The sequence below is a fragment of the Corynebacterium fournieri genome (assembly GCF_030408775.1).
GTDB lineage: Bacteria > Actinomycetota > Actinomycetes > Mycobacteriales > Mycobacteriaceae > Corynebacterium > Corynebacterium fournieri.
In genome coordinates this window covers 1,802,637-1,829,362 of sequence record NZ_CP047210.1, presented here as the reverse complement: position 1 = coordinate 1,829,362, position 26,726 = coordinate 1,802,637, and the positions used below count along the sequence as shown (strand labels likewise).

Annotated in this window: 25 protein-coding genes and 2 tRNA genes; 18 read left to right on the top strand and 9 right to left on the bottom strand. The window is 67.1% G+C overall.

The window, feature by feature from the left end; genetic code table 11:
- Positions 1-6 precede the first annotated feature (6 nt).
- Genes CFOUR_RS08775 through CFOUR_RS08755 form a run of 5 tightly spaced genes read left to right on the top strand, consistent with a single transcriptional unit; the run spans position 7 to position 5,584 of the window.
- Positions 7-936 carry a glycosyltransferase gene (locus tag CFOUR_RS08775; protein ID WP_230471733.1) on the top strand — a complete coding sequence of 310 codons (930 nt, stop codon included), beginning with the start codon at positions 7-9 and terminating at the stop codon, positions 934-936.
- Positions 933-2,048, top strand: coding sequence for a glycosyltransferase family 4 protein (locus CFOUR_RS08770; RefSeq protein ID WP_290179195.1), 1,116 nt, complete (start codon positions 933-935; stop codon positions 2,046-2,048). Before CFOUR_RS08775 ends, CFOUR_RS08770 begins: the two co-directional genes overlap by 4 nt.
- On the top strand, positions 2,045-3,817 hold the full coding sequence (locus CFOUR_RS08765; protein WP_290179193.1) for a glycosyltransferase: 1,773 nt from the start codon (positions 2,045-2,047) through the stop codon (positions 3,815-3,817). The genes CFOUR_RS08770 and CFOUR_RS08765 overlap by 4 nt, the downstream gene beginning before the upstream one ends.
- Positions 3,789-4,583, top strand: a complete 795-nt coding sequence (locus CFOUR_RS08760; RefSeq protein ID WP_085956725.1) for an N-formylglutamate amidohydrolase — start codon at positions 3,789-3,791, stop codon at positions 4,581-4,583. Before CFOUR_RS08765 ends, CFOUR_RS08760 begins: the two co-directional genes overlap by 29 nt.
- The gene (locus tag CFOUR_RS08755) at positions 4,583-5,584 is read left to right on the top strand and encodes a DNA glycosylase AlkZ-like family protein (RefSeq protein ID WP_290179190.1); all 1,002 of its coding nucleotides are present in this window, start codon (positions 4,583-4,585) and stop codon (positions 5,582-5,584) included. Before CFOUR_RS08760 ends, CFOUR_RS08755 begins: the two co-directional genes overlap by 1 nt.
- A gap of 11 nt (positions 5,585-5,595) precedes the next feature.
- Here CFOUR_RS08755 and CFOUR_RS08750 read toward each other — a convergent pair whose 3' ends face one another.
- The 5 genes from CFOUR_RS08750 to CFOUR_RS08730 all read right to left on the bottom strand — a co-directional run bounded on the left by CFOUR_RS08750 (position 5,596) and on the right by CFOUR_RS08730 (position 10,776).
- Positions 5,596-6,633, bottom strand: coding sequence for an HNH endonuclease signature motif containing protein (locus tag CFOUR_RS08750; RefSeq protein ID WP_290179188.1), 1,038 nt, complete (start codon positions 6,631-6,633; stop codon positions 5,596-5,598).
- A gap of 103 nt (positions 6,634-6,736) precedes the next feature.
- Positions 6,737-8,239, bottom strand: coding sequence for a cytochrome b/b6 domain-containing protein (locus CFOUR_RS08745; protein ID WP_290179186.1), 1,503 nt, complete (start codon positions 8,237-8,239; stop codon positions 6,737-6,739).
- Positions 8,239-9,168 (bottom strand): electron transfer flavoprotein subunit alpha/FixB family protein, encoded by a 930-nt coding sequence (locus CFOUR_RS08740; RefSeq protein ID WP_290179184.1) that lies wholly within the window; start codon positions 9,166-9,168, stop codon positions 8,239-8,241. Before CFOUR_RS08740 ends, CFOUR_RS08745 begins: the two co-directional genes overlap by 1 nt.
- Positions 9,169-9,177: 9 nt before the next feature.
- The gene (locus CFOUR_RS08735) at positions 9,178-9,951 is read right to left on the bottom strand and encodes an electron transfer flavoprotein subunit beta/FixA family protein (RefSeq protein ID WP_085956722.1); all 774 of its coding nucleotides are present in this window, start codon (positions 9,949-9,951) and stop codon (positions 9,178-9,180) included.
- Positions 9,952-10,023: 72 nt separating this feature from the next.
- The gene (locus CFOUR_RS08730; protein WP_085958327.1) at positions 10,024-10,776 is read right to left on the bottom strand and encodes a hypothetical protein; all 753 of its coding nucleotides are present in this window, start codon (positions 10,774-10,776) and stop codon (positions 10,024-10,026) included.
- A 140-nt stretch (positions 10,777-10,916) separates the two neighbouring features.
- Here CFOUR_RS08730 and CFOUR_RS08725 point away from each other — a divergent pair.
- The 5 genes from CFOUR_RS08725 (at position 10,917) to CFOUR_RS08705 (ending at position 14,203) form a co-directional block, all read left to right on the top strand.
- A tRNA-Gly gene (locus CFOUR_RS08725) sits at positions 10,917-10,991 on the top strand.
- Between the two features lie 140 nt (positions 10,992-11,131).
- Positions 11,132-11,208, top strand: a tRNA-Pro gene (locus CFOUR_RS08720).
- A gap of 78 nt (positions 11,209-11,286) precedes the next feature.
- The gene (tig, locus tag CFOUR_RS08715) at positions 11,287-12,639 is read left to right on the top strand and encodes a trigger factor (RefSeq protein ID WP_085956721.1); all 1,353 of its coding nucleotides are present in this window, start codon (positions 11,287-11,289) and stop codon (positions 12,637-12,639) included.
- Between the two features lie 317 nt (positions 12,640-12,956).
- Positions 12,957-13,550 carry an ATP-dependent Clp protease proteolytic subunit gene (locus CFOUR_RS08710; protein WP_085956720.1) on the top strand — a complete coding sequence of 198 codons (594 nt, stop codon included), beginning with the start codon at positions 12,957-12,959 and terminating at the stop codon, positions 13,548-13,550.
- Positions 13,551-13,582: 32 nt separating this feature from the next.
- Complete coding sequence (locus CFOUR_RS08705; protein ID WP_085956719.1) at positions 13,583-14,203, top strand: ATP-dependent Clp protease proteolytic subunit; 621 nt, start codon at positions 13,583-13,585, stop codon at positions 14,201-14,203.
- Positions 14,204-14,272: 69 nt separating this feature from the next.
- Here CFOUR_RS08705 and CFOUR_RS08700 read toward each other — a convergent pair whose 3' ends face one another.
- Together CFOUR_RS08700 and CFOUR_RS08695 are read right to left on the bottom strand one after the other, a co-directional pair.
- Entirely contained in the window at positions 14,273-14,932 is a 660-nt protein-coding gene (locus tag CFOUR_RS08700; protein ID WP_085956718.1) for a hypothetical protein, read from the bottom strand.
- A gap of 63 nt (positions 14,933-14,995) precedes the next feature.
- On the bottom strand, positions 14,996-15,757 hold the full coding sequence (locus CFOUR_RS08695; protein WP_085956717.1) for an alpha/beta fold hydrolase: 762 nt from the start codon (positions 15,755-15,757) through the stop codon (positions 14,996-14,998).
- A gap of 120 nt (positions 15,758-15,877) precedes the next feature.
- Here CFOUR_RS08695 and clpX point away from each other — a divergent pair, with 120 nt between their 5' ends.
- Positions 15,878-17,158, top strand: a complete 1,281-nt coding sequence (gene clpX / locus CFOUR_RS08690; RefSeq protein ID WP_085956716.1) for an ATP-dependent Clp protease ATP-binding subunit ClpX — start codon at positions 15,878-15,880, stop codon at positions 17,156-17,158.
- 19 nt (positions 17,159-17,177) lie between these two features.
- On the opposite strand, the gene CFOUR_RS08685 is transcribed toward clpX, so the two are convergent.
- A complete protein-coding gene (locus tag CFOUR_RS08685) occupies positions 17,178-17,915 on the bottom strand; it encodes a TetR/AcrR family transcriptional regulator (protein ID WP_085956715.1) in 738 nt (245 codons plus the stop codon).
- Between the two features lie 142 nt (positions 17,916-18,057).
- Between CFOUR_RS08685 and CFOUR_RS08680 the strand changes: the two genes are divergently transcribed.
- From CFOUR_RS08680 to CFOUR_RS08665, 4 genes are read left to right on the top strand one after another with little or no spacing between them, the layout of a single operon-like run.
- Positions 18,058-19,011 carry a malate dehydrogenase gene (locus tag CFOUR_RS08680; protein WP_085956714.1) on the top strand — a complete coding sequence of 318 codons (954 nt, stop codon included), beginning with the start codon at positions 18,058-18,060 and terminating at the stop codon, positions 19,009-19,011.
- 13 nt (positions 19,012-19,024) lie between these two features.
- Complete coding sequence (locus tag CFOUR_RS08675) at positions 19,025-21,772, top strand: valine--tRNA ligase (protein ID WP_230471871.1); 2,748 nt, start codon at positions 19,025-19,027, stop codon at positions 21,770-21,772.
- Positions 21,773-23,266 carry a bifunctional tetrahydrofolate synthase/dihydrofolate synthase gene (gene folC / locus CFOUR_RS08670; RefSeq protein WP_085956713.1) on the top strand — a complete coding sequence of 498 codons (1,494 nt, stop codon included), beginning with the start codon at positions 21,773-21,775 and terminating at the stop codon, positions 23,264-23,266. It begins immediately after the preceding gene.
- A complete protein-coding gene (locus CFOUR_RS08665) occupies positions 23,263-23,688 on the top strand; it encodes a DUF4233 domain-containing protein (protein ID WP_085956712.1) in 426 nt (141 codons plus the stop codon). Before folC ends, CFOUR_RS08665 begins: the two co-directional genes overlap by 4 nt.
- Here CFOUR_RS08665 and CFOUR_RS08660 read toward each other — a convergent pair.
- Positions 23,685-25,097: an AMP-binding protein gene (locus tag CFOUR_RS08660; protein ID WP_290179175.1), complete on the bottom strand. Its 1,413-nt coding sequence runs from the start codon at positions 25,095-25,097 to the stop codon at positions 23,685-23,687. The genes CFOUR_RS08665 and CFOUR_RS08660 overlap by 4 nt on opposite strands.
- Before the next feature lie 25 nt (positions 25,098-25,122).
- Here CFOUR_RS08660 and CFOUR_RS08655 point away from each other — a divergent pair, with 25 nt between their 5' ends.
- From CFOUR_RS08655 to CFOUR_RS08645, 3 genes are all read left to right on the top strand, one after another.
- The gene (locus CFOUR_RS08655) at positions 25,123-25,428 is read left to right on the top strand and encodes a hypothetical protein (RefSeq protein WP_085956708.1); all 306 of its coding nucleotides are present in this window, start codon (positions 25,123-25,125) and stop codon (positions 25,426-25,428) included.
- Positions 25,429-25,456: 28 nt separating this feature from the next.
- Positions 25,457-25,867, top strand: a complete 411-nt coding sequence (ndk, locus tag CFOUR_RS08650; protein ID WP_070473709.1) for a nucleoside-diphosphate kinase — start codon at positions 25,457-25,459, stop codon at positions 25,865-25,867.
- A 135-nt stretch (positions 25,868-26,002) separates the two neighbouring features.
- Positions 26,003-26,563, top strand: coding sequence for a TetR/AcrR family transcriptional regulator (locus tag CFOUR_RS08645; RefSeq protein WP_085956710.1), 561 nt, complete (start codon positions 26,003-26,005; stop codon positions 26,561-26,563).
- Positions 26,564-26,726 lie beyond the last annotated feature (163 nt).

The following is a 26,726-nucleotide window of genomic DNA, read 5'->3' as shown; positions in this document are numbered from 1 at the left end:
AGGGGAGTGAAGATTCTCTCCATTCCCGCGCAGCACCCGTACACGCAGGCCATTCGCCCCGCGGGCGTGGAGTTTCTCCCGGACCCGGACATCGACGGCAACTGGTGGCCGCACCCGGCGCTGGAGGCGCAATGGTGGCGCCACCGACGCGACGTGGACGCGGTGCACATCCATTTCGGGTTCGAGCACCGCACGCCCGCGCAGATCGCGCAGCTGTGCGCCGCGTTGCCGGTGCCGCTCGTGCTCACGGTCCACGACCTGGACAACCCGCACTTGACCGACCAAGGCCCGCACCATGAGCGGCTGCAGTTGCTTATCGACGCAAGCTCCGCCCTGATCACCCTGACGGACCAGGCAGCCGATGTCCTCGCCCGCGACTACGGGGCGACGGATGTGCAGGTCATCCCGCACCCGCGGATCGTCGGCGGGCCGGTCGAGCCCGCCCCGGGGCCGCGGGCCGCGGTGTTTGTGAAGTCGCTTCGCTCGAACGTGGTGGCCGACGAGCAGTTCTACGCTGACATCGCCGGCGAGGTGCCGCTGGATGTGTACATGCATGGGGGAGCGAAGTTGGCGCAGGTCAGCAATGCGCGCATGATCGTGCACGAACCGATGAGCGACGCCGAGCTCTACGCGGCCGTCGGCCGGGCCGGGGCCTGCGTGCTGCCGTACACCAAAGGCACGCATTCGGGGTGGCTGGAGATGTGCCGCGACCTCGGGGTTCCCGTCGCGGTGCCGGATTGCGGCTGCTACGCCGGGCAGGCCGACACAGCGGCGGCGGTGGAGGTCTACCCGACAGGCAACGGCCGCGCGGCCGGGCAGGCGGCGGCCCGGCTGCTTGCCCGGTCGCCGATCCCTTACGCCGGCGACCGGGACCAGCAGCTTCAGCAGGTGCGCCGGGCGCACGAGGAGATCTACACCAAGGTGGTGGGCGCGTGACCGTTGCTGCGCAACCGGCGGCGCGTTACCCGCGCACCGACAAACTCCGCATCGCCCTGGTCGGGCCGGCGCGCTACCCGGTGCGCGAACCCTATGCCGGTGGCCTGGAGGCGTTTTGCCACACCATGGTGGCCGCGCTGCGCAACCTCGGCCACGACGTGGATTTCTTCGCCGCACAAGGTTCCGACGGCAACGACAAGGCGTTCGAACTGCCTGGCGTGGACTGGGGCGACGACAAGGACAACGCCACCGACACCACCTACCCGGAAGGCGGTCGCGAGCGCGAAAACGCCGCGTTTGTGCAGCTGCGCCAGCTGCTCGTCGCCCGCGGCTACGACGTGGTGCACAACAACAGCCTCAACCCCTACATTTTCCCCTCGGCGCTGTCTCCGGAGCCGCTGCCGATGCTGACCACGCTGCACACCCCGATGGTGGAAGAGATCCAGGCCGCGATCACCGCCGCCGGGCTGCGCGCCGGGCGGTTCGCCGCCGTGAGCCGCACCACCGCGCGGGACTGGTGCCTGCCCACGGAGCCGGTGATCATCCCCAACGGCGTCGACGTGAACCTGTGGTGCCCCGGGCCCGGCGGCGACACAGCGGTCTGGTTCGGCCGCCTCGTGCCGGAAAAGGGCGCTCACCTCGCCATCGACGCCTGCCGCGCCGCTGACATCCCGCTCGTGCTGGCCGGCCGCAACGGCGATCACCGCTACGTCCGCGACGAGATCACGCCGCGCCTGGGCGCCGGCGCGGAGTGGGTCGGTGAACTCTCCCACGCGGAGCTGCGCAAACTCGTGGCCAACTGCGCTGTCGCCCTGGCCACGCCGCGCTGGGAGGAGCCGTTCGGGCTCGTCGCGTTTGAGGCGATGGCGTGCGGCACCCCCGTCGCCGGCTTCGACCGTGGCGGCATGGGCGAGCTGCTGCGCTCGGCGCCGGTGGGTCTGGCACCGGCGGATGACGTCGCAAAGCTAGCTGCACAGATAGAAAAAGCGCGCGAGCTGGACCGCGCGCAGGTGCGCGAGTGGGTGGTGCGCAACCATTCGCTGGCGCAGACCGCGAAGCGTTACACAGACATCTTCCGCCAAGTGGCGGCGTTTGGAAGGGTAGGGAAATGATCGGAATTTACGCCCACCACCACGGCTCCGGGCACATGCACCGCTGCCGCGCCATCCAGCGCGAACTGCGCGCGATGGGACATGAGTGCCAGATCTTGTCCACGAACGGCGGCGACGTCACGCTTGTCGACGACGCTTCCGACTCCCCGCGCCCACTGCGCTCCGGCCGCGCCATGACCGCCGGCGGCACGCTGCACTACGCGCCGTACGGCGCGCCGCAGATTGCCGAGCGCTTCGCCCAGATCGCCCAGTGGGTCGCCGACAACGAACCGGAGGCGTTCTACGTGGATGTCTCCAACGAGGTCGCCGCGTTCGTGCGGCTGATGGGCATCCCGGTGGTGGTGCACGCGATGCCGGGATACCGCGGCGACGCGCCGCACCAGCTGGCGTACGCCCAGGCTGACGCGATTGTGGCGGCGTGGCCGGACTGGGTGCCGGTGCCGCCGCACCTGCAGCCGCACGCGGACCGGCTGCACGCCGTCGGCGGGATTTCGCGGCTGACTCCGCGCGCCGGCGTTCAGCGCGACCCGAACCATGTGGTGGTGATGGCCGGGCTGGGCGGCTCGACGTGGTCGCCGGCGGACTGGGAGGCGGTTCAGCAGGCCTGCCCGCAGTACCGCTTCACGTTCCTCGGCGGCGACAACCACGTTGACGATCCGACGGAGCTGTTGCAGTCCGCAGGCATCGCGGTGACTGCCGGCGGGCAGAATTCGGTGGCGGATCTGGCGGTGACCGACACCCCGGCGGTGATCTTGCCGCAGCCGCGCCCCTTCACGGAGCAGAAGTTGGGGGCCCAGGCGCTCGCTGGCTTAGCGACGGTACGAAACGCCTTCCCCGCACCCGACGAATGGCCCGAACTGCTGCGCCGCCGCGACACCGATTGGAAGCGCTGGCAGACCGACGGTGCCGCGCGCCGGGCCGCGCAGGTGATTGCGGGGGTGGCCGCCGATCCCGGCCAGCGACCCACCTGCGTGGTCACGCTGGCGGATGCGAACCGCAAAGACCACCTGACCCACCAGGTCAACCTCATGCCGATGGGAGTCGACCACGTCACCGTCGCCCTCGCCGACGCCGAGGCGCTGGCCAAGGCCGTGCCGAAAAGCTACGTGGTGCAAGGCCCGCGCAACCTGGCCGCAGCCCGCAACCTCGGCGCCAAGGTAGCCATCGAGCGCGGCGCCGAGGTGCTTGTGTTCCTGGACGCGGACTGCCTGGCCTCCGACGCGCTCGTGCCGCGCTACGCCGCCGCGCTGCAGCATCGCCCGGAGGCGGTCGTCGCAGGTCCGGTGACCTACATGGCGCAAGGCGAGATGCGAGTCACCGAGCCCGACCCGCACCCCGCGCGCCCCAATCCCGCACCCGGCGAGTTGGTCGACGCCGACAATTACAACCTGTTTTGGTCCCTCTCCTTCGCCCTCACCGCCGACACGTGGGGACGCATCGAGCGCGGGTTCGGCGGCTTCGACCCCGGCTACGAAGGTTACGGCGGCGAAGACACCGACTTCGCCCGCGAGCTGCAACGCCACCGCATCCCGCTGGTCTGGGTGGGCGGGGCCCACGCGTACCACCAGTGGCACCCGGTGTCCTCGCCGCCGTGGGAGCACCTCGCAGACATCGTCGCCAACGCCAACCGCTTCCACGACAAGTGGGGCACCTTCCCGATGGAGGGGTGGTTGGAGGCGTTTGCGGCCGAAGGTGCCGTCGTCAAGCAGGACGCCCCCGAGCGCTATATCCTGCAAAAGCATGAACTTCAGCATCCACCAGGGAAGTGATTCCTGCCCGGTCATCATGCACGTGCCGCACGCCTCGCGCGAGATCCCCGCGGAGGTGGCGGCGGACTTCATCGCCACCGACGCGCAGATTGCGCAGGAACTCGACCGTGTGACGGACGACTACACCGACGAGCTGGCTAAAGCCGCCGCGGAGCAGTCCGGCTGCGCGCCGTGGATGATCGTGAACAACCTGTCGCGCCTAGTGGCGGACCCGGGCCGGTTTTCCAACGAGCGCGAGTCCATGGATGTCACCGGGCGCGGCGCCATCTTTCTCAAGCTTGGCGACGGCAACCTGCTGCGCCCGCTGGACATGAATGTCGCCGACTTGAAGGCCGAGTACTACTTCCCGTACGCCGACGCGGTGTCGAAGCTGGTCTCCGGGCGCATCCAAGACTGCGGCTGCGCCGTGATCGTGGACGTGCACTCTTACAACAACCAGCCCGCCGAGTACCGCATCCACCCCGGCAAGCTGCTGCCGGACGTGTGCATCGGCACCCATTCCGTGCACACGCCTGCGGTGCTCGCAGACGAAGCCGCGCGCGCCTTTCGCTCCGCCGGCTTCAGCGTCGAGCGCAACACCCCGTTCGCCGGAGCGTACGTGCCGGTGGATTACGCGGGCAACACCTCGGTACTGGCCGTGATGTTCGAGGTGCGCAAGGACCTGCTCGAGTCGGACGAAACCCGCCCGCGCGTGGAGGCCGCGCTTGCCGAGGTGATCCGCAAAGCCGTCGACATTTCTCGCACCGACATGGGCCGGCCGCTGTAATGGTCTCGCGCCCATTGGCCCGTGCGCGGTTGCTCGCGCAAGGGCTCGTCGCCCAGCGCTGGTCCACGCCCGCCGAGGCGGTCGGTGCCTTCGGGCTCATGCAGGGCCAGGAAACCACCGTGTTTTCCTCGGTGGCGCTGCGCACCGGCGGGGACATCGATGCGGTGCGCGTCAGCCTGGACGCCGGCGAGCTCGTGCGCTCATACCCCATGCGCGGCACGGTGTTTCTCGGCCTGGCCAGCGAGATGCGGTGGATGACGGAACTTTTGGCCAAGCCTGGACCGGATCAGCTCGCAGCCCGCGCCGCCAAGGAAGGCGTCACGCCCGCCCATGTGGAGGAGATTGGGAGGACGGTGGTGACCGAAGGGCCCGTCGATAGCCGTGGGTACCAGCGGATTGTGGCCAGTGTGGTCCCCTCGCCGACGAGCGCCGCGGTGTACCGGTCGCGCCAGTACCTGCTCACCTCGGGGGTGCTCGCGTACGTCGGCGCCGCGCAGCGCCTGGGGCCCGCACCGGCAGCCCCCGGGTTGGAGGAGGCGTTCAACGGAGACCGCCAAGCGGCCGTGGACGAGGTGGTGCGCCGCTACGTCAACACCCGCGGGCCCGTGACCGAGGCTGACGTGCGCTGGTGGTCGAAGCTGCCCGCGCGCGAGGTCCGCACCGCCCTGTCGCAGCTGCCGGAAGCGGACGGGTACTTTTTGCCTATCGACGACCTCCCGGCCACCCCCGCCTCATCATTTCGCCGGCCCCTCCTGCTTCCCGCATTCGACGAGTACATCTTGGGCTACAAGGATCGCCTCTTCGCCATGACGGGGACGACGCACGAGCATGTGGCACCCGGCAACATGGGAGTGTTCCGCAAAACCGTTGTCATCGACGGCGTCGTCAGAGCGACGTGGCAGGGCGCCGGGGGACGCCTGAATGTTGCAGATATCGCGGGCGTGCCGAAGTACGCGCAGCCCGGCATCGAGCGCGCGTTTCGGGCCTACCCGTTCGCGTAAGTGTGTGTGGGTTAGTCGAAGAGGAGTTCCATGGCGCCGGGGGTGGTCATGGGTACGTGTGTGCCGTTGGGGGCGATCCACCGGATGCGCCCGTTCGGGTTGTTGATGTAGCCGAAGGCGCCGTGGTGGTTGTCGGCGTTGACGCCGTTGTGGAAGGGGCAGAGTTCGGCGAGGTTGTCCATGTTGGTCATCCCGCCGTAGCGCCATGCTCTGATGTGGTGGGTTTGGGTGGTCTCGGCGGAGTGTTTGCAGTCGGGAAACGCACACGCCGGGCAGCACAGCTTCGACATCGTCTTCTGCTTCGCGTTGGCGAAGCGCTGCCCCTGGTACAGGTTGACCGGGCCGTGCTGCGGGTGAAACGCGGCGACTTCGAGGACGTCGCCGAATTTGTGGGCGAGGTAGTCCGCCCCGGTCATGGTGGTGCCGTCGGTGCAGGTGAGTGTGACCTCGTCGCCGGTGCCGGCGTGGATGCGTGCCCAGTTGGCGATCGGCACCAACACGATCGGGCGGAAGGTTGTCTGCGGGATGGTGTCGCCGTCGCGCAAAAGCTGCATCAGCGCGTCGGCGAGTTGGGCGGCGGCGGGGGTGGTGTTGTCGATCATGGCGCGAAGCGTGTGTTCGACATCGGCGAGGTCGCGTTCGTTGTAGGTGAAGATCATGGTGCGCATGCCTGCCCGTGATCGGGTGAACCGGCATGCGGCGGCTGGGGGTTTGACCGGTTGGTTGATCAGGCGTGCGATGCGTTTGCTCAGTGTGCGAAAGGCCCCGCGGTGGCGCACCAGATCAAGGCGGATGCGCCAGCGCTCTGCCATATCGTCGACGGCGCGCAGCTTCTTCTCAATCAGGATGAGCTGGTCAATCGGCATGCCCTCGGCGAGGGTGAGAGCTTCGGCTTGTTTGCGGGTGTAGCGCGTCGGGCCGTAAAACGCTTCGTGCACCCGGGCCAGGTCACGCACCCGACCCGGCGACAGCCCGGCGGCCATTGCGACGTCGCGGTCGAAGTCGGCAAGCACCGCCACACCGGCGGAGACAAAGGACATAAAGTTCATGGCCCGGAAGGTAGGGGGTGCTGTAGACGTCGCCAAGCACCCCGCGAAGATTCTGTGGATAACTCCGTTGCAGCGTCAACAAACACACCCGGTTATCCACAGATTAGCGCTTGGACACCTTGCCCGTCGCGTTCGCGAGCGGCGCGACCACGGAGGTGCGCGCGGCGAACCAGCCGGCAGCGGTGACAGCCAGCGCGACGAGGAACAGCACCGTTCCGGTCCAGCTGGTGGCGTCCTCGCGGGCGGCGAACATGGCGTTCAGGTTGCTGCGCACACCCGTGGTGAACACGAGGAACACGTGGATCGCGATGAACGCGAGGAAGTAAATCATGGTGGGGAAGTGCACGGCGCGCGCCCAGGCGACCGGGACCTTCTTCCACGCCTTCGGCCACATGCTGCTCATCCGGAAACCGGACGCGATGGCCAGCGGCGAGGCTACGAAGACGGTGATGAAGTACGACAGCTCCTGCAGCGCGTTGTAGTAGACCCAGCCGTTTTCCTCGGGCCAGTCCAGGGAGAGGTACTGCAGCCCCGCGGAGACCGCCTGCGGGATCACGTCCCAGCTTGTGGGCACGATGCGCATCCATTGGCCCGTGGCAAACAGCAGCACGAAAAACACCGCGCCGAGCAGCACCCACGCGACGTCCAGGCACTGGTGCAGCCACTGCGTCACCGAGATTTTCTTGCCGCCGTTTTTGGGTTGCCAGTAGGCGGCGGGGCGCTTCTCGCGGCGCACGTCGATGCCCGTTTTCACGATCATGGCCATGAGGAACATGTTGAAAAAGTGCGCCCAGTTCAGCCATGCGGGCAGGCCGACGGGGGCGTTGTCGGGCAGCGGCTGGATGCCGTCGTAGCGCGCGATGAAGTCGGCGCCGGAGGCGGTGCCGGTGTACCAGCGCGCGCCAACGATGGCGGCGGCCAGCAGCACGAGGGCGCCGAATGCCCACGGGAGCCATCGCTTGCCGACGCCCTCCGGTCGCCCCGGCGCCCCCTTCGCCTCCTTCGCCGCAGGCGCAGCGGCTGGCTTGGGGGCTGGCTTGGCAGCCGGTGCCGGCTCGGGCGCAGTTTTGGCTATGGCGTCGTCGACAACGGTGGCGGCGGCAGCGGGTGCCGGGGTTGGTTCAGCGGCCGGTTCGGTGACCGGTTCGGCTTTCGGCTCGACGGCGGCCGGGGGAGCTGCCACGCGCACGGTGCCGGCCGGTGGCCAGGGCTCGCCGCCGGGGGTGCGGGGCAGGCCCTGGCGCAGCGGAACCTCGACTGTGTGGGCGGGGTGCGCTGGATCCGCCGGGGCGTTCTCGACCGCCGCCTCCTCAGAGTGCACTGCGTCTGCGCCACCCGTAGCGGAAACTGCGGCCAGCGGGGCCGCGACGTGCACGGTGCTGGCGGGCGGCCAGGGCTCGCCGCCGGGGGTGCGGGGCAGGCCCCGGCGCAGCGGCACCTCGACGGTCCCGGCTGCGGCAGGCGCGTCAAGCGTGTCAGGCTCCGCAGGCGAGTCGGCGGGAGCGGCAGCGGCGGCAGGGGCGTCGGCGACCTCAACGGTGCCGGCCGGCGGCCAGGGTTCGCCGCCCGGGGTGCGGGGCAAGCCTCGTCGGAGCTGAACCTGCATTACTTCCGCGCCTCGATCTCGGAGATGATCTCCGGCACGACGTCGAACAGGTCGCCGATGATGCCGAAGTCCGCGATGTCGAAGATGGGGGCGTCCTCATCGGAGTTGATGGCCACGATGGTGTCCGCGGTCTGCATGCCCACCAGGTGCTGGACCGCGCCGGAGATGCCCACGCCGATGTAGAGCTTCGGGCTCACCATCACGCCGGTCTGGCCGATCTGCGCCTCGTAGGGCACCTGGCCCTCGTCGACAGCGGAGCGGGTGGCGCCGACGGCGGCCCCGAGCGCGTCCGCGAGCCCGCCGACGAGCTGCTCGAACATGTCCTCGTCGCCAAGCGAGACGCCGCCGGCAACGACCTTGTCGGCGGTGAGCAGGTCGGGGCGGGAAGAGGTGCGCTCGACCGGCGTGACAGACACAACCTCGGCGGCGCGTGCGCCGGAAGAATCGACGTCGAGCTCGCGAACCTGCGGCGCGGCAGCGGCCGCGCGTGTTTCCACGGCGCCGGGGCGCAGTGTGATCACCGGCGCGGAGTGCGTCGCCGCGGCGGTGGCGGTGTAGACACCGCCGAAGTTCTGGTGCTCCGTGACAATGCCCTGGTCGTCTTGGGTGACGGTGACGGCGTCGCTAAGCAGCGCCTTGCCCTTGCGGGCTGCGAACCTGCCGGCAGCCTCGCGCCCGCGCACGGTGTGGGCGAACAACACGGCTGCGGGGTATAGCTCGTCGAAGGCGGCGGCCGCGGCGTCGACGAGCGGCGCGTCGGAGACCAGTACGACGGCGGCGCCGTGCTCGCCAAGTTCCTCGGCGTGCGTGCGGTCAGCCGCTAGGACAACCGGGGTGCCGAGCGTGGACGCGGCGCCGATCAGCTCTGCCGCACCGGGGGCGACGGAGCCGTCGAAGGAGCGGTCGGGGACAACGAGGATGTCGGTCATGAGTGCTCCTTAAATGAGGTTTTTGGTTTCGAGGAAGTCGACCAGGCGGGCGGCCGAGGTGGAGTTCGCGTCGATGATCTCGCCGCGCTGGCGCTCGGGGCGGCGCTCAATGCCCACCATGATCGCGCGCGGGTGCGTGAAATCTGCCGGGTCCACACCGAGCTCTGCGAGCGCGACGGTGTTCAGCTCCTTCTTCTTCGCGGCCATAAGGCCCTTGAAGTTGGGGTAGCGCGGGTCCGCGAACTCGTCGGCGACGGACACTACGGCGGGCAGGGTGGCTGCCAGCTCCACGGTGGCGGCGTCGGACGCTTGGGTGGCGCGCACGGAATCGCCGTCGACAGTCAGCTCGGTGAGGTTGGTCAGGCTGGGCCAGCCAAGCAGCTCCGCGATGAATGGTGCGACCACGCCCGCGCTGCCGTCGGAAGACTCGCTGCCGGCAATAACCAGGTCGTAGCCCTGCTTTTCGACGAGCTTCGCCAACACCTGCGCCGTGAGCGTCACATCCGCGCCGGCCAGTGCGTCATCGGAGACGAGGTAGGCCTCGGAGGCACCCATGGCGATGCCGCGGCGCACCGAGTCCGCCGAAGACTCCGGCCCGACGCTCAAGATTTCCACCTCGACGTTCTCGCCAGCCTCCGCGATGCGCAGCGCCGCCTCGACAGCGCGTTCGCTGACCTCGTCGGCGACGACGTCGCCGGAGCGGTCCGTCAACCCCGTCTCCAGGTTCATCTCGCGGTCACTGTACGTGTCCGGCACTTCTTTCAGCAGCACAGCAATGCGCACGGCCACTCCTTGTCCTTCGGTGTTCTTAAGGTTTTTCAGGGGTTCGCAATCGCAGTGCAGTCTAACGCACGGCTAAAAGTCGAATCCCCCGAAGTCGAAGCCGCCGTCGCCGCCGAAGAAGCCGCCGTCGCCGCCAGCATCGCCTCCGCCCATGTCGCCCATGTCTGCGCCGCCCATGTCGCCCGTGTCTCCCATGTCGCCTGCGCCGTCGCCCAAGCCGCCAGCCTCAAACGCATCCGCGGACGCCACACCGGCCATGCCAGCGAACATTGTGGAGTAAAACATCATCGAGCTCGCCGCCCACACGCCGGTCATCATCGCCGGGGCCCACCAAGCGGTGGAGTACCAGCCAGCCGGCACCGGACGGCCGGCCACAGCACCGCCGGGGTAGTAGTGCGGGGTCTGCTCCGTGGCGTAAGGCGAGGCCGTGACCTGGGAGCCGTCCTGCTGCGTCACCGTACGCTGCTCGGTGACACGTCCCGCCTGGCGCTGGCCTTCCAGCTCCGGCAGCTGCGGACCGGCGGGAAGGCCCATGATCTCGCGAGCGGCGTTGACATAGTGCAGCCCCTCCAGCGCGGACTCGCGGGCCAGCATGGCCTGCTTGACGGAACGAGCGTCGCTAAGCCCAGCGGATGCTGCGTTGAAACGCTCGGACGCGTCGGCCATCGCCTGCTTCGACGCGGCGTCGTTGCCGGAAATGTTGAGCACCTGGGAACCGAGACGATCCGTCCAACGCCTCGCATCCGCGTACGCGTCGTCGAAGGACAGCTGCTGTTGCTGCGCCACCTGACGGCGCGACGGTTGCACCTGGCGCTGCCCGCCCATCATCGGCAAAAACAGAACGGGAGAGAAGATGAGCAGCAGAAAAAGTAGTCCGAACACAGTGGCTCCTTTGCGCGTCTAGTCACGTGTTTGGTTCAACCGTACCGGCTGCGCTAACATTCCCAACAGCGCATTTGGCGTATGGGAATGTCGTATAGTGGCTAATACCTCAGCCTTCCAAGCTGAAGACGCGGGTTCGATTCCCGTCATTCCCTCCACACAACTCACCGGTTCCGGTTGCGGGGCCGGTGTTTTTGTGCCCTTAATGCGGGCAGTCCTACGCACACCGCTACAATGACTGTCCTGAACTACACGCGGTTTCCGAATGTGGTTCATACCGTGCGGTTATTTGCCGCAACGGGGCGTGGCGCAGCTTGGTAGCGCACCTGCTTTGGGAGCAGGGGGTCGCAGGTTCAAATCCTGTCGCCCCGACCAAGGCGGGCCCGTTTCACGCGGGCCCGCCACATATAAACATCTGACAAACGTTGTTTCGATCTAGTACAGGAGAAATCCGTGAAGACTTCCGTCGACAAGCTCAGCGACACTCGCGTGAAGCTCAACGTCAGCGTGCCGTTCGACGAGCTGGGCAAGGAAATTGACCAGGCCTACAAGGCCATCGCCCAGCAGGTCAACATCCCGGGCTTCCGTCGCGGCAAGGCGCCGCGCCAGCTTATCGACGCGCGCTTCGGCCGCGGCCCGATCCTCGAGCAGGTTGTCAACGACATGCTGCCGACCCGCTACGAGCAGGCCATCTCCGAAAACGAGCTGAACCCGCTGGGCCAGCCGGAGATCGAGGTCACCAAGATCGAGGACAACGACGTAGTCGAGTTCACCGCCGAGCTGGACGTGCGCCCGGAGATCGAGGTGCCGGACTTCTCCAAGATCTCCGTGAAGGTGCCGGAGCTCAAGCTTGACGACGAAGCGATCGACGCCGAGCTGGACAAGCTGCGCGAGCGCTTCGGCGAGCTGAAGGACACCAAGCGCAAGCTGAAGACCGACGACTACGCCATCATCGACCTCGAGGCCACCATCGACGGCGAGAAGATCGACGAGGCTTCCGCAGAGGGCCTGACCTACCGCGTCGGCGCCGACGACCTGCTCAAGGGCCTGGACACCGCACTTCGCGGCCTGAAGACGGGCGAGGACGAGGAGTTCACCTCCAAGATCCAGTACGGCGACCACAAGGACGAGGAAGCCACCGTGAAGGTCACCGTCCAGCAGACCAAGGAGCGCAAGCTGCCGGAGCTCGACGACGAGTTCGCGCAGATGGCGTCCGAGTTCGACACCGTCGAGGAGCTGCGCAACTCCACCCGCGATCAGGTGGAGGAGAACGCGAAGGCGCAGCAGGCCGCCGACATCCGCGACGAGGTGCTCAAGGCCGCCCTTGCACAGGCCGAGTTCGCTCTGCCGGAGTCCGTCGTCGACGAGCAGGTGCACAACCAGCTGCACCAGCTGCTGGGCCAGATGGCGCACGACGAGAACGCGTTCGCCCAGCTGCTCGAGGCGCAGGGCACCACCCGCGAGGAGTTTGACAAGCAGTCCCGCGAGCAGGCTGAAGAGTCCGTGCGCACCCAGCTGTTCCTCGACGCCGTGGCCGAGCAAGAGCAGCCGGAGGTCTCCCAGGAGGAGCTGACCGACCACATCCTGTTCACCGCGCAGTCCTACGGCATGGATCCGAACCAATTTGTGGCCCAGCTGCAGCAGTCCGGCCAGATTGCCAACCTGTTCTCCGACGTGCGTCGCGGCAAGGCACTGGCCATCGCGATCTCCCGTACCCAGGTCGAGGACGAGGCCGGCAACAAGGTCGACCCGAACGAATACTTCGGCGAGATCGAAGAAGACGAGGCTGACGCAGAGGAGAAGTAAACCTTCTGCGGCGTAGCTGCGGCCGGGGCGTGTGTTCGCCCCGGCCGCTTTCGTGTTTCGGCGGAATAGTTCACGTTACCGGGTGCGTCTCGTGAATTTCTCCGCACATGTTCGACCAATAGTTCACTTCTCCCAGGTCACACGAGACCCCGTTGCGGGATTGTTCATCCGCCGGTGAACTATCTTGCACACCGCCCCGTGAACCCAGACTCCCGCGGAGAGTGACCCGTACGCCGGTAGCGAACAGGCTCGGAGTTGGCCCACCTCGCGAGTAGGGTGGTGGCGTTACCGGATGAACTAGCAAAGGAGCGTCTGTTATGACTTCCCCGACCCAAGGCATGAACCTGGGAGACTCCGTTTACGAGCGCCTCCTGCGAGAGCGCATTATTTTCCTGGGCCAGCAGGTGGACGACGAGATTGCCAACAAGCTCTGCGCCCAGATCCTGCTGTTGTCGGCGGAGGACCCGACGCGCGACATTAACCTCTACATCAACTCGCCGGGCGGCTCCGTTACTGCCGGTATGGCGATTTACGACACGATGAAGTACTCCCCGTGCGACGTTGCCACCTACGGCATGGGCCTGGCCGCGTCGATGGGCCAGTTCCTGCTGTCCGGCGGCACGAAGGGCAAGCGTTACGCCCTGCCGCACGCGCGCATTATGATGCACCAGCCGTCGGCTGGCGTCGGCGGCACCGCGGCCGACATCGCCATCCAGGCGGAGCAGTTCGCCTCCACGAAGCGCGAGATGGCGGAGCTCATCGCCGAGCACACCGGCCAGAGCTTCGAGCAGATCACCAAGGACTCGGACCGCGACCGCTGGTTCAACGCGATGGAGGCCAAGGAGTACGGCATCGTGGACCACGTCATCGAGAACGCCGCCCAGGCTGGCGAGCACGCCATCGGGGACTAACCAGGCACACGAGGATTAAGGAGATACCCACTATGACTTTCCAGATGCCCAACTCCCGCTACGTGCTGCCGCAGTTTTTGGAGGAAACCAGCTTCGGCACGAAGCAGATCGACCCGTACGGCAAGCTGTTCGAGGAGCGCATTGTCTTCCTGGGCACCCAGGTGGACGACACTTCCGCGAACGACATCATGGCGCAGCTGCTGGTGCTGGAGTCCCAGGACCCGGACCGCGACATCACCATGTACATCAACTCCCCGGGCGGTTCCTTTACCGCGCTGATGGCTATCTACGACACGATGCAGTACGTCCGCCCGGACGTGCAGACGGTGTGCCTGGGCCAGGCTGCTTCTGCGGCCGCTGTGATCCTGGCCGCGGGCGCGCCAGGCAAGCGCGCGGCGCTGCCGAACTCGCGCGTGCTGATCCACCAGCCGGCTACCCAGGGCACACAGGGCCAGGTCTCCGATCTGGAGATCCAGGCGGCGGAGATCGAACGTATGCGCCGCCTCATGGAGGAGACGCTGGCGCACCACACTGGCCGCACCGCGGACCAGGTGCGTATCGACACTGACCGTGACAAGATCCTCACCGCCTCCGAGGCTGTGGATTACGGGATCATCGACCAGGTCTTCGACTACCGCAAGCTCAACGCGTAAGCGGCATAACAACAACGCGCCCGGGGTAGCTCCCGGGCGCGTTTTCGCTTTGCGACGAAACCTTCGGACCTACTCGGCTCCCTCAGCAGCCGGCGCCCCCGGGGTATCGCAGAAGGCCACTGCGTTGCGGATGGCCTCTGGGGCGGTTTCGAAGTCTTCGCGTGCCCAGCACGCCCCGTTGTCGTTGGTGTCGGCGGGGTCGACGGAGACCCAGCCCTGGCCCTTGGCCGCCCAGTAGTAGTCCTGACCGTCGGAGGCGACGGTGCGGGCCCACTCGCGGTCGCAGAAGGTGCTGTACTCCTGGTTGCCGTTGGATTCGCCCTGGGTGGGCCAGGCGCAGGTCGCGCCCGGGCGGTCGTCCACGATGGTCTCGCGCACCGGTGCCGGTGCGGGCTCGCGCGCCTCGTTATTGGAATCGTTCGAGCTGTCTGAGCTGCTGGAGCGCTTCTTGCTCGAGCTGGTGGACGTGCGCGTCGACGTCGACTTCTTCGTCGTGGTCGAAGATGCGGACGACTTTGTGGTGGAGGACTTCGAGGTCGTCTCCTCCTCTTCGTCGTCTGCCTTCTTAGTGGTCGTCGGGGTTGGGGTGGCGGTGGTGCTGGTCTGCGGGAAGTCCAGCACCGGCTCCGGCAGGCGCGCCTCGTCCGCGCTTGAGTCCGAGCAACCGGTGAGCAGCGCCGCGCTCAGGGCGGCTGCGGCGACGGCAGAAAGTGTGCGGCTGCGATTCACTGGGTCGGGTCCTTTCGGTGCGCGCGGGTGGGCACGAATATTCAACGTGTACAGGCTAGCGGATTAGCTTTCAAGGAATTGCGTCAGTGCTGCATTGAATGCGTCCGGGTTTTCAATCGCCACTTGGTGGGCCGCCGGGGCGACCACGATGCTGCGGACGGGCCCGGAGACTCCGGCTGCGATTGCAGCCAGCTTCTCCGGCGGGCACGTCGGGTCGGAGGCACCCGCGATGGTCAGCACCGGGCAGGTGATCTTTCTCAGCTGTGATCCGAAATCCCAGGTGGCGAGGGCGGTGCCGTTGTGGGCGTAGCCCTCGTCGTCCACGGAGTCGATCATGTCGGCCACGCGTTGCACCGCGTCGGGATGGGCGGTGCGGAACCCCTCGGTGAACCAGTTGCCCAACAGGGTGGGGGTGAGGCCGGAGGTGCCGTCGTGAAGCGCTGTGGCGATCTTTTGCTCCCACGCCTGCTTGCCGCCGAGGTAGGTGGCGGTGGCGGCGAAGACGGCTTTGTCCACGCGGGGGCTGTTGGCGGCGAGCCACTGCGCGATCGCGCCGCCGAGGGAGACCCCGACGACGCTGAAGTGATCCACGCCGAGCTCGTCGAGCGCTGCGAGCACATCGCCACCCAAAGTCGCCACGTCCTCGGGACGCTGCGCGGGAACGCCGGAGCCACCGTGGCCGCGGTGGTCGACGGTGATCACGCGGTAGCGCGACAGCGCGGGGACGACCTCGGACCACGCCTCGGAGGTGGTGGCAATGGAGCTCAGCAGCACCACCGCCTCGCCGTCGGGAGTGCCAAATTCCTGCGTGCGAAGAAACGTCATGGGCCCATTGTGGCGCGTCTTCGACGCGTGCGTGGGGAGCCGTCGGGGCAGCGCGCTAGGGTTTGACGCACCCATTACACTCGGTGGGGATTGACCGAAGACGGGAGTAGATAGGCGCATATGGCAACAACGCACGACAGCGCGAACCTGCTCAAGTGCTCTTTCTGCGGGAAGAGCCAGCAACAGGTGCGCAAGCTCATCGCCGGCGGCGGCGTCTACATCTGCGACGAATGCATTGAGCTGTGCAACGAGATCATCGAGGAAGAACTTGCCGGGGCGCAGGCGAAGGGCGACACGACCGACCCGGACCGCCTGCCGCGCCCGAGCGAGATCACGGCGTTTTTGAACGAGTACGTCATTGGCCAGGACACCGCGAAGAAGACGCTTGCCGTGGCGGTGTACAACCACTACAAGCGCATCAAGGCGGAGTCCTCAAACGTGACTAGCCGCAAGCGCGACGAGGATGTCGAAATTGCCAAGTCCAACATCCTGTTGCTGGGCCCAACCGGCTCCGGCAAGACCTACCTGGCGCAGACGTTGGCGCGCATGCTCAACGTGCCGTTCGCCATTGCGGACGCGACCAGCCTGACCGAGGCCGGCTACGTGGGCGAGGACGTGGAAAACATCCTGCTGAAGCTGCTGCAGGCGGCGGATTTCGACGTCAACCGTGCGCAGCACGGCATCATTTACGTCGACGAGGTGGACAAGATCTCGCGCAAGTCCGAGAACCCCTCGATTACCCGCGACGTCTCCGGCGAAGGCGTGCAGCAGGCCCTGCTGAAGATCTTGGAGGGCACCACCGCCTCCGTGCCGCCGCAGGGCGGGCGCAAGCACCCGAACCAGGAGTTCATCCAGGTCGACACCACGAACATCTTGTTCATCGTGGCCGGCGCGTTCGCGGGCTTGGACAAGGTGGTCGCGGAGCGCGTGGGCAAAAAGGGCATCGGCTTCGGCGCGGAGATCGATTCGAAGGACCAGCGCGACGAGGCGGACCTGCTGGCGCAGGTGCAGCCGGGCGATTTGGTCAAGTTCGGCCTGATTCCGGAGTTCATCGGACGATTGCCGATTATCGCGCACGTCAACGACTTGGACCGCGAGTCCATGAAGCGCGTGCTCACGGAGCCGAAGAACTCGCTGGTCAAGCAGTACCAGCGCCTGTTTTCCATGGATGGCGCGGAGCTGACCGTCACCGACGGGGCGCTGGGCGTGATCGCGGACAAGGCCGCCGAGCGCAAGACCGGTGCCCGCGGCCTGCGCGCGATCATGGAGGAGCTGCTCGTTCCCATCATGTACGACCTGCCGGACCGCGAGAATGTCGCCGAGGTCATCGTCGACGAGGCTGTGGCCCGCGGCGAGGGCGAGCCGAAGTTCGTCGCGGCGGAAGAAAAGCAGTCTGCGTAGCTGCGCCTTATCGGCGCTGTTAAACAATCCGCCCGTCGTCGGCGTAGATGTCGTAGTACTCGTCCGGGTATTCCTCCGGCTGGGCGTCCTCGGCGGGCGCCGGGGTGGCCTCCAGGTAGGACTCGTAGCCGGAGTAGGAGATGTTGGAGGTCAAAAACGCCAGTACGGTGTCGATGACCATGCGGCGCATGCCGTCGACGTTGCGGCGGCTTTCCATGTCTATCCGGGAAATGTGCTGGGCGGTGCCGGCGTTGCCGACGCGGTAGAAGCACAGCGAGGAAATCAGGGTGAGCAGGTCCACGGCGGTGATGCCGGGGCGGAACGCGCCGGCGTCCTGGCCGGCCAAAAGGAGCCGCTCGGCGTGCAGGGTGACATCGCGCGTGCCGGCGAGCTGGGCGGCGTCTTCGGGTTCGACGGCAGGCTCCAGGTTCTCGCGCAACACCAGCCGGGTGGCGTCCGGGTGGTCTAAAAAGGCGTGGTAGAGCGCGTCCACGAAGCGGCGCATGCCTTCCACGGGCACGGCGTGGGAGCGGTTGAGGATCTCCTCCGGCGGGGTCAGCGACTGCAGCGCCGCGCGCAGGGCGGCGATGTAGAGGCCACGCTTGTCTCCGAAGTGGTAGTGGATCATCCGCTTGGTCATGCCGGTCTTTTTGGCCAGCGTTTCCACCTTGACCCCGGAGTATCCCTTGCGGGCGAACGCGGCCAAAGCGGTGCGGACGACGGTATCGGGGGAGGTCGCGTCGGCAACGTCGGTCACGTCCTACCCCTTTCGCTCGAAATACCCCTCAATCGTGCACCAGATCTCCGCTTCTGGGCGCACCACGCTGAAATTTTGCCCCGCACGGGGGTAGGTTGTCTGTGAGCCAACGCACAACTGGAACCGCGAAGGAGCGAAACCTATGGCCAAAATTGTGGTGACCGGCGCCGCCGGCAACATCGCCTACTCCCTGCTGTGGCGCATCGCCGCCGGCGAGGTCTTCGGCGAAGAGACGGTGGATCTGACCCTGCTGGAAATCCCCGATGCCGTGCGCGCCGCCGAGGGCACCGCCATGGAGCTGTCGGACTCCGCGCTGCCGCTGGTGGGCAACATCGAGGTCACCGACGATGCCGCCAAAGCCTTCGATGGGGCAGAGGCCGCCTTCCTGGTGGGCGCGAAGCCGCGCGGCAAGGGCGAGTCCCGCTCGGACATGCTCGTTGCCAACGGCCAGATCTTCAGGCGCCAGGGCGAGGCTATCAACAATGGCGCCGCCGACGGCATCCGCGTGCTGGTGGTGGGCAACCCGGCCAACACCAACGCCTACATTGCCGCCAAGGCAGCCCCGGACGTGCCGGCCGACCGCTTCAACGCGTTGATGCGCCTGGACCACAACCGGGCGCAGTCGATGCTTGCGGACCGCCTTGGGGTGGCGTCGAGAAGCATTGAGCGCCTGGTGGTGTGGGGCAACCACTCGGATGCCCAGTTCCCCGACATCGCGAATGCGACGGCGGACGGCGCGCCGGTGGAGGTGGACCGCGACTGGTACACCAAAACGTTCATCCCGCGCGTGGCCAAGCGCGGCGCGGAGATCATCGAGGTGCGCGGCAAGTCGTCTGCGGCGTCTGCCGCCTCGGCGTCGGTGGACCACATGCGCGACTGGGTCCAGGGCACGTCCGGGCGGTGGGCGACGGTAGCGTTGCCGTCGTCAGGCGAGTACGGCGTGGACGAGGGCCTCATCTTCGGCTTCCCGGCCACCAGCGACGGCACCTGGCACGTCGTCGAGGGGCTGTCGCTTGACGACGACCAAAGGGCGCGACTCGACAGCAACATCGCGGCCCTGCGCGCAGAAGCCGCCATCGCCGACAAGCTGTTCTAGCGCGCTGGTTAAGATAGGGCGCGTGACTGAGAACGATCTGAACCGCGCGAACGAACTGCCCAAGTCGTGGGAGCCTGGCGACCACGAACGCGACCTGTACGAAGGTTGGGTGGACGCCGGTTATTTCACGGCGGATCCCCACTCGGACAAGCCCGCGTACTCGATTATGCTGCCGCCGCCGAACGTGACCGGCCAGCTGCACATGGGCCACGCGCTCGACCACACGCTGATGGATTCCCTGGTGCGCCGCAAGCGCATGCAGGGCTACGAGGTGCTGTGGCTGCCGGGCATGGACCACGCCGGCATTGCCACCCAGACCAAGGTGGAGGCGAAGCTCAAGGCGGAAGAGGGCAAGGACCGCTACGACTACGGGCGCGAGGAGTTCATCGACCGCGTCTGGGAGTGGAAGGAGCAGTACGGCGGCACGATCACCACGCAGATGCGTGCGATCGGCGACTCGGTGGACTGGTCGCGTGAGCGCTTCACGCTTGACGACGGGCTGTCGCGCGCCGTGCAGACCATCTTCAAGCAGCTGTACGACCAGGGCCTGATTTACCGCGATTACCGCCTGGTGAACTGGTCGCCGGTGTTGGAGACCGCCGTCTCCGACATCGAGGTGGTGTACAAGGATGTCGACGGCGAGTTCGTGTCCATCCGCTATGGCTCGCTCAACGACGACGAGCCGCACCTGGTGGTGGCCACCACGCGCGTGGAGACGATGCTGGGCGACGTGGCGATCGCCGTCCACCCGGACGACGAGCGCTATGCCCACCTGATCGGCGAGGTCTTCGAGCACCCGCTGCGCGAAGGCATGGAAGTCAAGGTCATCGCCGACGACTACGTGGACATGGAGCTGGGCACCGGCGCGGTGAAGATCACCCCGGCGCACGACCCGAACGACTACGAGATGGGCCTGCGCCACAACCTGGACATGCCGATCGTCATGGACGAAAAGGGCCGCATCGCCGATACCGGCACCGAGTTCGACGGCATGACCCGCGAAGACGCCCGCGTGGCCGTGCGCGAGGCGCTTTCGCAGCAGGGCCGCATTGTCAAGGAGGTGCGCCCCTACGTGCACTCCGTGGGCCACTCGGAACGCTCCGGCGAGCCGATCGAGCCGCGCCTGTCGCTGCAGTGGTTTGTCAAGGTCGACGAGCTGGCGAAGATGTCCGGCGAGGCGGTGCGTTCGGGCGATACCGTCATCCACCCGGAGTCAATGGAGAAGCGCTACTTCGACTGGGTGGACAACATGCACGACTGGACCATCTCGCGCCAGCTGTGGTGGGGCCACCGCATCCCGATCTGGTACGGCCCGGCCGACGAGAACGGCGAGCGCGACGTGGTCTGCGTCGGCCCGGACGAGCAGCCGCCGGCAGGCTATGAGCAGGACCCGGACGTGCTGGACACCTGGTTCTCTTCCGCGCTGTGGCCGTTTTCCACCATGGGCTGGCCGGAAAAGACCCCGGAGCTGGAGAAGTTCTACCCGACCACGGTGCTGGTCACCGCCTACGACATCCTGTTTTTCTGGGTGGCGCGCATGATGATGTTCGGCACCTTCGCCGGCAAGAACACTCCTGAAGTCCTTGGGGCCGGAGCGGAGCGGAGGCCTCAAGTCCCGTTCGAGCACCTGTACCTGCACGGCCTGGTGCGCGACGAAAAGGGCCGCAAGATGTCCAAGTCGCTGGGCAACGGCATCGACCCGATGGACTGGGTGGAGCGCTACGGCGCGGACGCGCTGCGCTTCGCCCTGGCCCGTGGCGCGAACCCGGGCGTGGACCTGCCCATCGGCGAAGACCACGCCACCGCCGCCCGCAACTTCGCCACCAAGCTGTTCAACGCCACCAAGTTCGCGCTGATGAACGGCGCGCACGTCGGCGAGCTGCCGGCCCGCGAGGAGCTGACGGACGCCGACCGCTGGATCTTAGACCGCGCCGAAGAGGTGCGCGCCAAGGTGGACGCCTACCTTGACGACTACCAGTTTGCCAAGGCCAACGAGGCGCTCTACCACTTCGCGTGGGACGAGCTGTGCGACTGGTACCTCGAGATTGCCAAGACCCAGATCCCCCGCTCCTTCTCCTCCGACGTCGCTGAAGCGACGTCGGAGGAGAAGGAGCGGGGAGAAATCACCAAGATCGTGCTCGGCCGCGTTCTCGACGTCATGCTGCGCCTGCTGCACCCAACCATGCCGTTTGTCACCGAGGTGCTGTGGAAGGCGCTCACCGGCGAGGAGACCATCACCGTCGCCGCCTGGCCGACGGCCCAAGACACCAACGGCGGCGCGGACACCGACGCACAGGCCCGCACCCGCGTGGAAGATGCCATCAAGCTCATCACCGAGCTGCGCCGCTTCCGCTCCGACCAGGGCGTCAAGCCTTCGCAGAAGGTGCCCGCGCGCGTGGACTTCGCCTCCGCGGACCTGTCGGAGCTGGAGGACGTGGTTCGCCAGATCGCCAGGGTTGAGCAGCCGGGCGAGGACTTTGAGCCGTCGGCAAGCATTGAGATGCGCCTGAGCAAGGCCAACCTCGACGTCGCGCTGGACACGTCTGGCACCGTGGACGTCGCCGCCGAGCGCAAGCGCCTGGAAAAGGAGCTCGCCGCGGCGCAGAAGGAGCTGGACACCACCGGCGCGAAGCTGTCCAACGAGCAGTTCCTGGCCAACGCGCCGGAGCAGGTCGTGGAGAAGATCAAGGTCCGCCAGCAGGTGGCGCAGGAGGAGTTCGAGCGCGTCACCGCACGTCTGGAACAGCTGCCGGAGGCGTAAGTGGCGCAAGACGATTTTGAGCTGCCGGAGCTGCCCGAGCAGTACGACATCCAGCAGAACGACGCGGGCCTGACGCTCAACCTCGGCGCGCCGGGGGAGGGCCGCGAGGACGACCAGCTCGCCCCGCGCGGCGTGAGCGAGGCCGACCTGGTCGCGCTCGCGCAGGTGGAAGCGGAGCTCACCGCCCGCTGGCCGGAGACGGACATCGATCCGTCGCTGGAGCGCATCGAGCTGCTCATGGACTTTCTCGGCGAGCCGCAGAAGTCCTTCAAGGTCATCCACATCGCCGGCACCAACGGCAAAACGTCCACGGTGCGGATGGTGGAGTCGCTGTTGCGCTCGTTCGGCAACCGCGTGGGCCGCACGACCAGCCCGCACCTGCAGTCGGTCACCGAGCGCATCGGCATCGACGGCGAGCCGATCCATCCGGCCGATTTCGTGCGCATCTACCGCGAGATCGAGCCCTACATCCAGATGGTGGACGAGCGCACTGGCGTGCCCATGAGCTACTTCGAGGTCATGGTCGGCCTCGCGTTCGCGGCGTTCGCCGACGCGCCGGTGGATGTCGCCGTAGTCGAAGTCGGCATGGGCGGGCGCTGGGACGCGACCAACGTGGTCGACGCCGACGTGGACGTGATCATGCCGGTCGGTCTCGACCACACCGACTACCTGGGCGACACGATCGGGGAGATCGCCGGCGAGAAGGCCGGGATTATCCGCAGCGCGGATGCCGTGGCCGTGATCGGCCAGCAGGACCCGGACGCGATGCGCGTGATCCTGGAGCGCACCGTGGAAATCGGCGCGCCGGTGGCCCGCTTCGGCCAGGAGTTCGGCGTGGCCGCCTCCGAGGTGGCCGTGGGCGGGCAGACGCTCACGCTGAAGGGCCTGTCCGGCGAGTACCCGGAGGTGTTCCTCCCGCTGTCCGGCCCGCACCAGGCGCATAACGCGTCCGTGGCGTTGGCGGCGGTGGAGGCGTTTTTGGGCGCCTCGTCCGAGCGCACGCTGGACGCGGACACGGTGCGCGAAGGATTCGCCGCCACCACCTCGCCGGGGCGCTTGGAGCGCGTGCGCGCCACCCCGACGACGTTCATCGACGCTACTCACAACCCGCACGGCGCAAAGGCGCTGGCCGCGGCGTTGGAGCGCGACTTCGACTTCACCCGCCTGATCGGCGTGCTGGGCATTTTGGGCGACAAGGACGCGCGCGGGATCATGGAGGCACTCGAGCCGGTGCTCACCGAAGTCGTGATCACCCAGAACACCTCACCGCGCGCCACCGACGCCTACGAGCTGGCCGATACCGCCCGCGAGATCTTCGGCGACGAGCGCGTCCACGTCTCCGAGCACCTCCCGTCGGCCTACGAGCTGGCCGTGGAGCTGGCGGAAGAGGCGCTCGCCGAGGTGGGCGTGCAGTCCGGCTCCGGAGTCTTGATCACCGGCTCGGTGGTCACCGCCGGCGAGGCGCGCGCAATGTTTGGAAAGGACCCGCAATGACACGCCGCACACAGCAGATGGGCCCGCTCGGCCCCGGCAAGCAGCCCGTTAAAGACCCGATGTCGGGTTTGACCGGTGTGCTTGCCGGCACGCTGATCATGGAGGCGATCACGGTGCTGCTCATCCTCACCGTGATCCTCAAAGTCGACGACGGCGCGCACTGGACCACCTTCAACTGGGTCTACATCACCGTCATCGGCCTGGCGCACGTGGTCATGGCGTTCTTCCAGAAAAAACCGGCCGCCCTGTGGATCGACCTGGCGCTGCAGATCCCGCTCATCGCAGGATTTTTCATCCACTGGTCGGTCACCGCGGTGGGCATCATCTTCGGCGTTGTCTGGTACTTCGTCATCCGCATGCGCTCTGAGATCCTGCAGCGCATGCGCGGCGGCTACCTCACCACCCAGCATTTGGGCACTTAGAGGTCTTTGCGCAGAATCTTGCCTGCCGCGTTGCGCGGGATCGCGTCGACGAACGCGACCTCGCGCACTTTTTTGTAGGCGGTGACACGCTCGGCCACCCACGCCATGACGGCGTCTTCGTCCAAGCCTTCCCGCTTGACGACGAATGCCTTCGGTACCCCGCCCCGCTGCGCGACAGCCGCGTCGCTGATGAGCGGGTGGGTGAGCAAGACCGCCTCCAGCTCGGCGGGGGCGATCTGGAACCCGTGGTACTTAAACACGTCTTTGGCCCGGTCGACAACGGTGACGGTCTCGTCCGGGTTCACGCGCGCGATGTCGCCGGTGCGCAGCCAGCCGTCCGAAAGCGCGGCGCGGGTGGCTTCCGCGTCGTCTAAGTAGCCGCGCATGAGTTGGGGGCCCGCGACCTGCAGCTCGCCGTCCTCGCCGTCGGGCAGCTCGGCGCCGGTGTCCAGGTCCACCACCCGGAAACGCGTGTTGGGCAGGGCGAAGCCGATGGTGCCCGGGTTGGATTTGCCGGCGATGCCCACGTGCGTCACCGGCGAGGATTCGGTGGTGCCGTAGCCCTGCAGCACGACCGTGTCCAGGCGCTGCTCCACCCGGCGGGCTAGCGCCTCATCGAGCGGTGCCGCACCGCAGACCATGTGGGCGGTGTCGGCGAAGTCCGCCGGGTCGAGATCGGGGGAGTTGGCCAGCGCCAGCGCGATCGGCGGGGCGATGAAGCTCAGCTCGATGCCGTGGACGCGGTGGGCACGGGAAAACGCGGCCAGATCGAAGCGCGCGGCCGTGAACACATGGCGCCGCGCCGCCAGCGAGGACAGCAGCAGCGTGTTCAGCCCGTAGATGTGCGAAAAGGGCAGGGGAGCGGCCACGCGCGTGCCCTCGCCGATGCCGCTTGCTGCAAGGGCGGCGTTGAACTGGGCGGCGTTGGCGGCAATCGAGCGGTGCGTCAGCTCCACGCCCTTGGGCAGGCCCGTGGTGCCGGAGGAAAACGGGATGACGGCCACCGCGTCCGGCACCGCTGCCGAGGCGAAATGCGCGTTGCCCGGGGCGAGGTCGCCGGGTGCGATGCGGTGGGTGACGCCGGAGAGGGTGCGCAGGCGGGACGCTTCGTCGTCGATAAGCATGTGCCCGAGAAGGCACACCGTGGCACCCGTGCGGGCGACGGCGAGCAGTGCCACCACAAAGTCGATGGAGTTGGGCAGGCGCACCTCCACCACGCAGCCGGGGCCCACCCCGCGGCCGGCCAGGCGGGCTGCGGCGGCGCCGACGAGCGCGCCAAGCTTGGCGTAGGTGACGCTGCGCCCGGTGTCCAATTCCGTGAGCGCGGGCAGCGCCGAGTCGTACGGGACCATGCGGTCGAGGGTTGTGCCGGGCAGTGCGATATCCGGCAGCGGACTGCTATGCACCATGGCCCATAAGGCTACGGTATTGCCCATGCGCATCGTGAGCTTTGTCCTAGCGGCCGTGTTTTCCGTCGTCGCAGTCGCCGCCGTCTACACCACGCTGCCCGGATGGGTCGGCACTGTGGCGATCCTGGCCGGCGGGCTGTTTCTCTTGCTCGGCTTCTACGAGCAATACAAGCTGCGTGAAGAGGTGGAGCCCGAGCTCGATTCCGAGCAGCGGGCCACCGTCCAGCGCATGAAGTCCGAGGGCAATTTCCAGCTCGCGGTGCAGCAGGTGCAGCTGTGGTTTCGCGGCACCAACCCGGAGGACGCGGCGCGCATCGTACGCGAGGCATAAATAGGACTTTGGGGTAAGATTTTGGGCTATGACTGAACGTACTTTGATCCTGATCAAGCCCGACGGTGTTGCAAACGGCCACGTTGGCGACATCATCTCCCGCATCGAGCGCAAGGGCCTCAAGCTGGTGGAGCTGGACCTGCGCACCGCCGACCGCGAGACCGCCGAGAAGCACTACGCAGAGCACAAGGACAAGCCGTTCTTCGGCGAGCTGGTGGACTTCATCACCTCCGCACCGCTGGTCGCCGGCATCGTCGAGGGCGAGCGCGCCATCGAGGCATGGCGCCAGCTCGCCGGCGGCACCGACCCGGTGTCCAAGGCCACCCCGGGCACCATCCGCGGCGACTTCGCCCTGTCCGTGGCAGAAAATGTCGTCCACGGCTCCGACTCGCCGGAGTCCGCCGAGCGCGAGATTGGCATCTGGTTCCCCAACCTCTAAACGCCACCGAGCACAACACCGCAGCCAACCGGCTGCGGTTTTTTCACGGCTACAGCGGGGGAATGTCAAACGGCTCCGCGGGTTATTGTATAAATAGATTTGCATGTAAACGGCAAGTAAGAAAGGTGCTCAGAAGTGGCAACCCGCAGCGAACAGGCACGAGCGGTGGAAAAGCGCTCTGCAATCCTGGATGCGGCGACTAACTTGCTGCTGTCGGAGGGGCTGAAGGGCGTGACCCACCGCCAAGTTGCGTCGCTGGCGGGGGTTCCGGTGGGCTCGATCGGCTACTACTACTCCACCCGCGACAAGCTGGTGGCCACCTGCTTCGAGCGACTCGTGGAAGGGCGCCGCGCCGCGTTTGAGCGTGCAGTGGCGGACGGATCCGACCTGACCGACCCGGTCCACTTGGCGGAGGTGACCGTCGACGTGGTCGCGTGCGGGCTTACGGGGCGGGCGCGCGCCGTGATTTCCGCGTTCATTGAGGCGCAACGCGAAAACTCCGAAGTGGGCGAGGCTATGGAGCGCGACCTCGTCGAGCTTAAAGAGATGATCGCCGAGCTGCTGCAGCGCGCAGGGGTGGAGCAGCTCAACGCCTCGCGCGTGCTGCAGATTGTGGTGGGCACCGCAGTCACGGAGCACCACCACAACGCGCCGGTGGCGGCGGTGGCGGACTTGCTGCGGCTGGCGGGGACCTAAACCTCGCTCCCCGTAGCGTGCTGCGCTGTGCCACAATAGGCACCGCAGGCGCCGCGACGCGGTGCCAGGAAACTTTTACAAGTCCCGCACTGCGGGGTTCGCCGCGCGGCTGCTTCGGCACCGATATTGCCAGCGCCCGGCCCACCCCAGCGCGGTGCGGCTG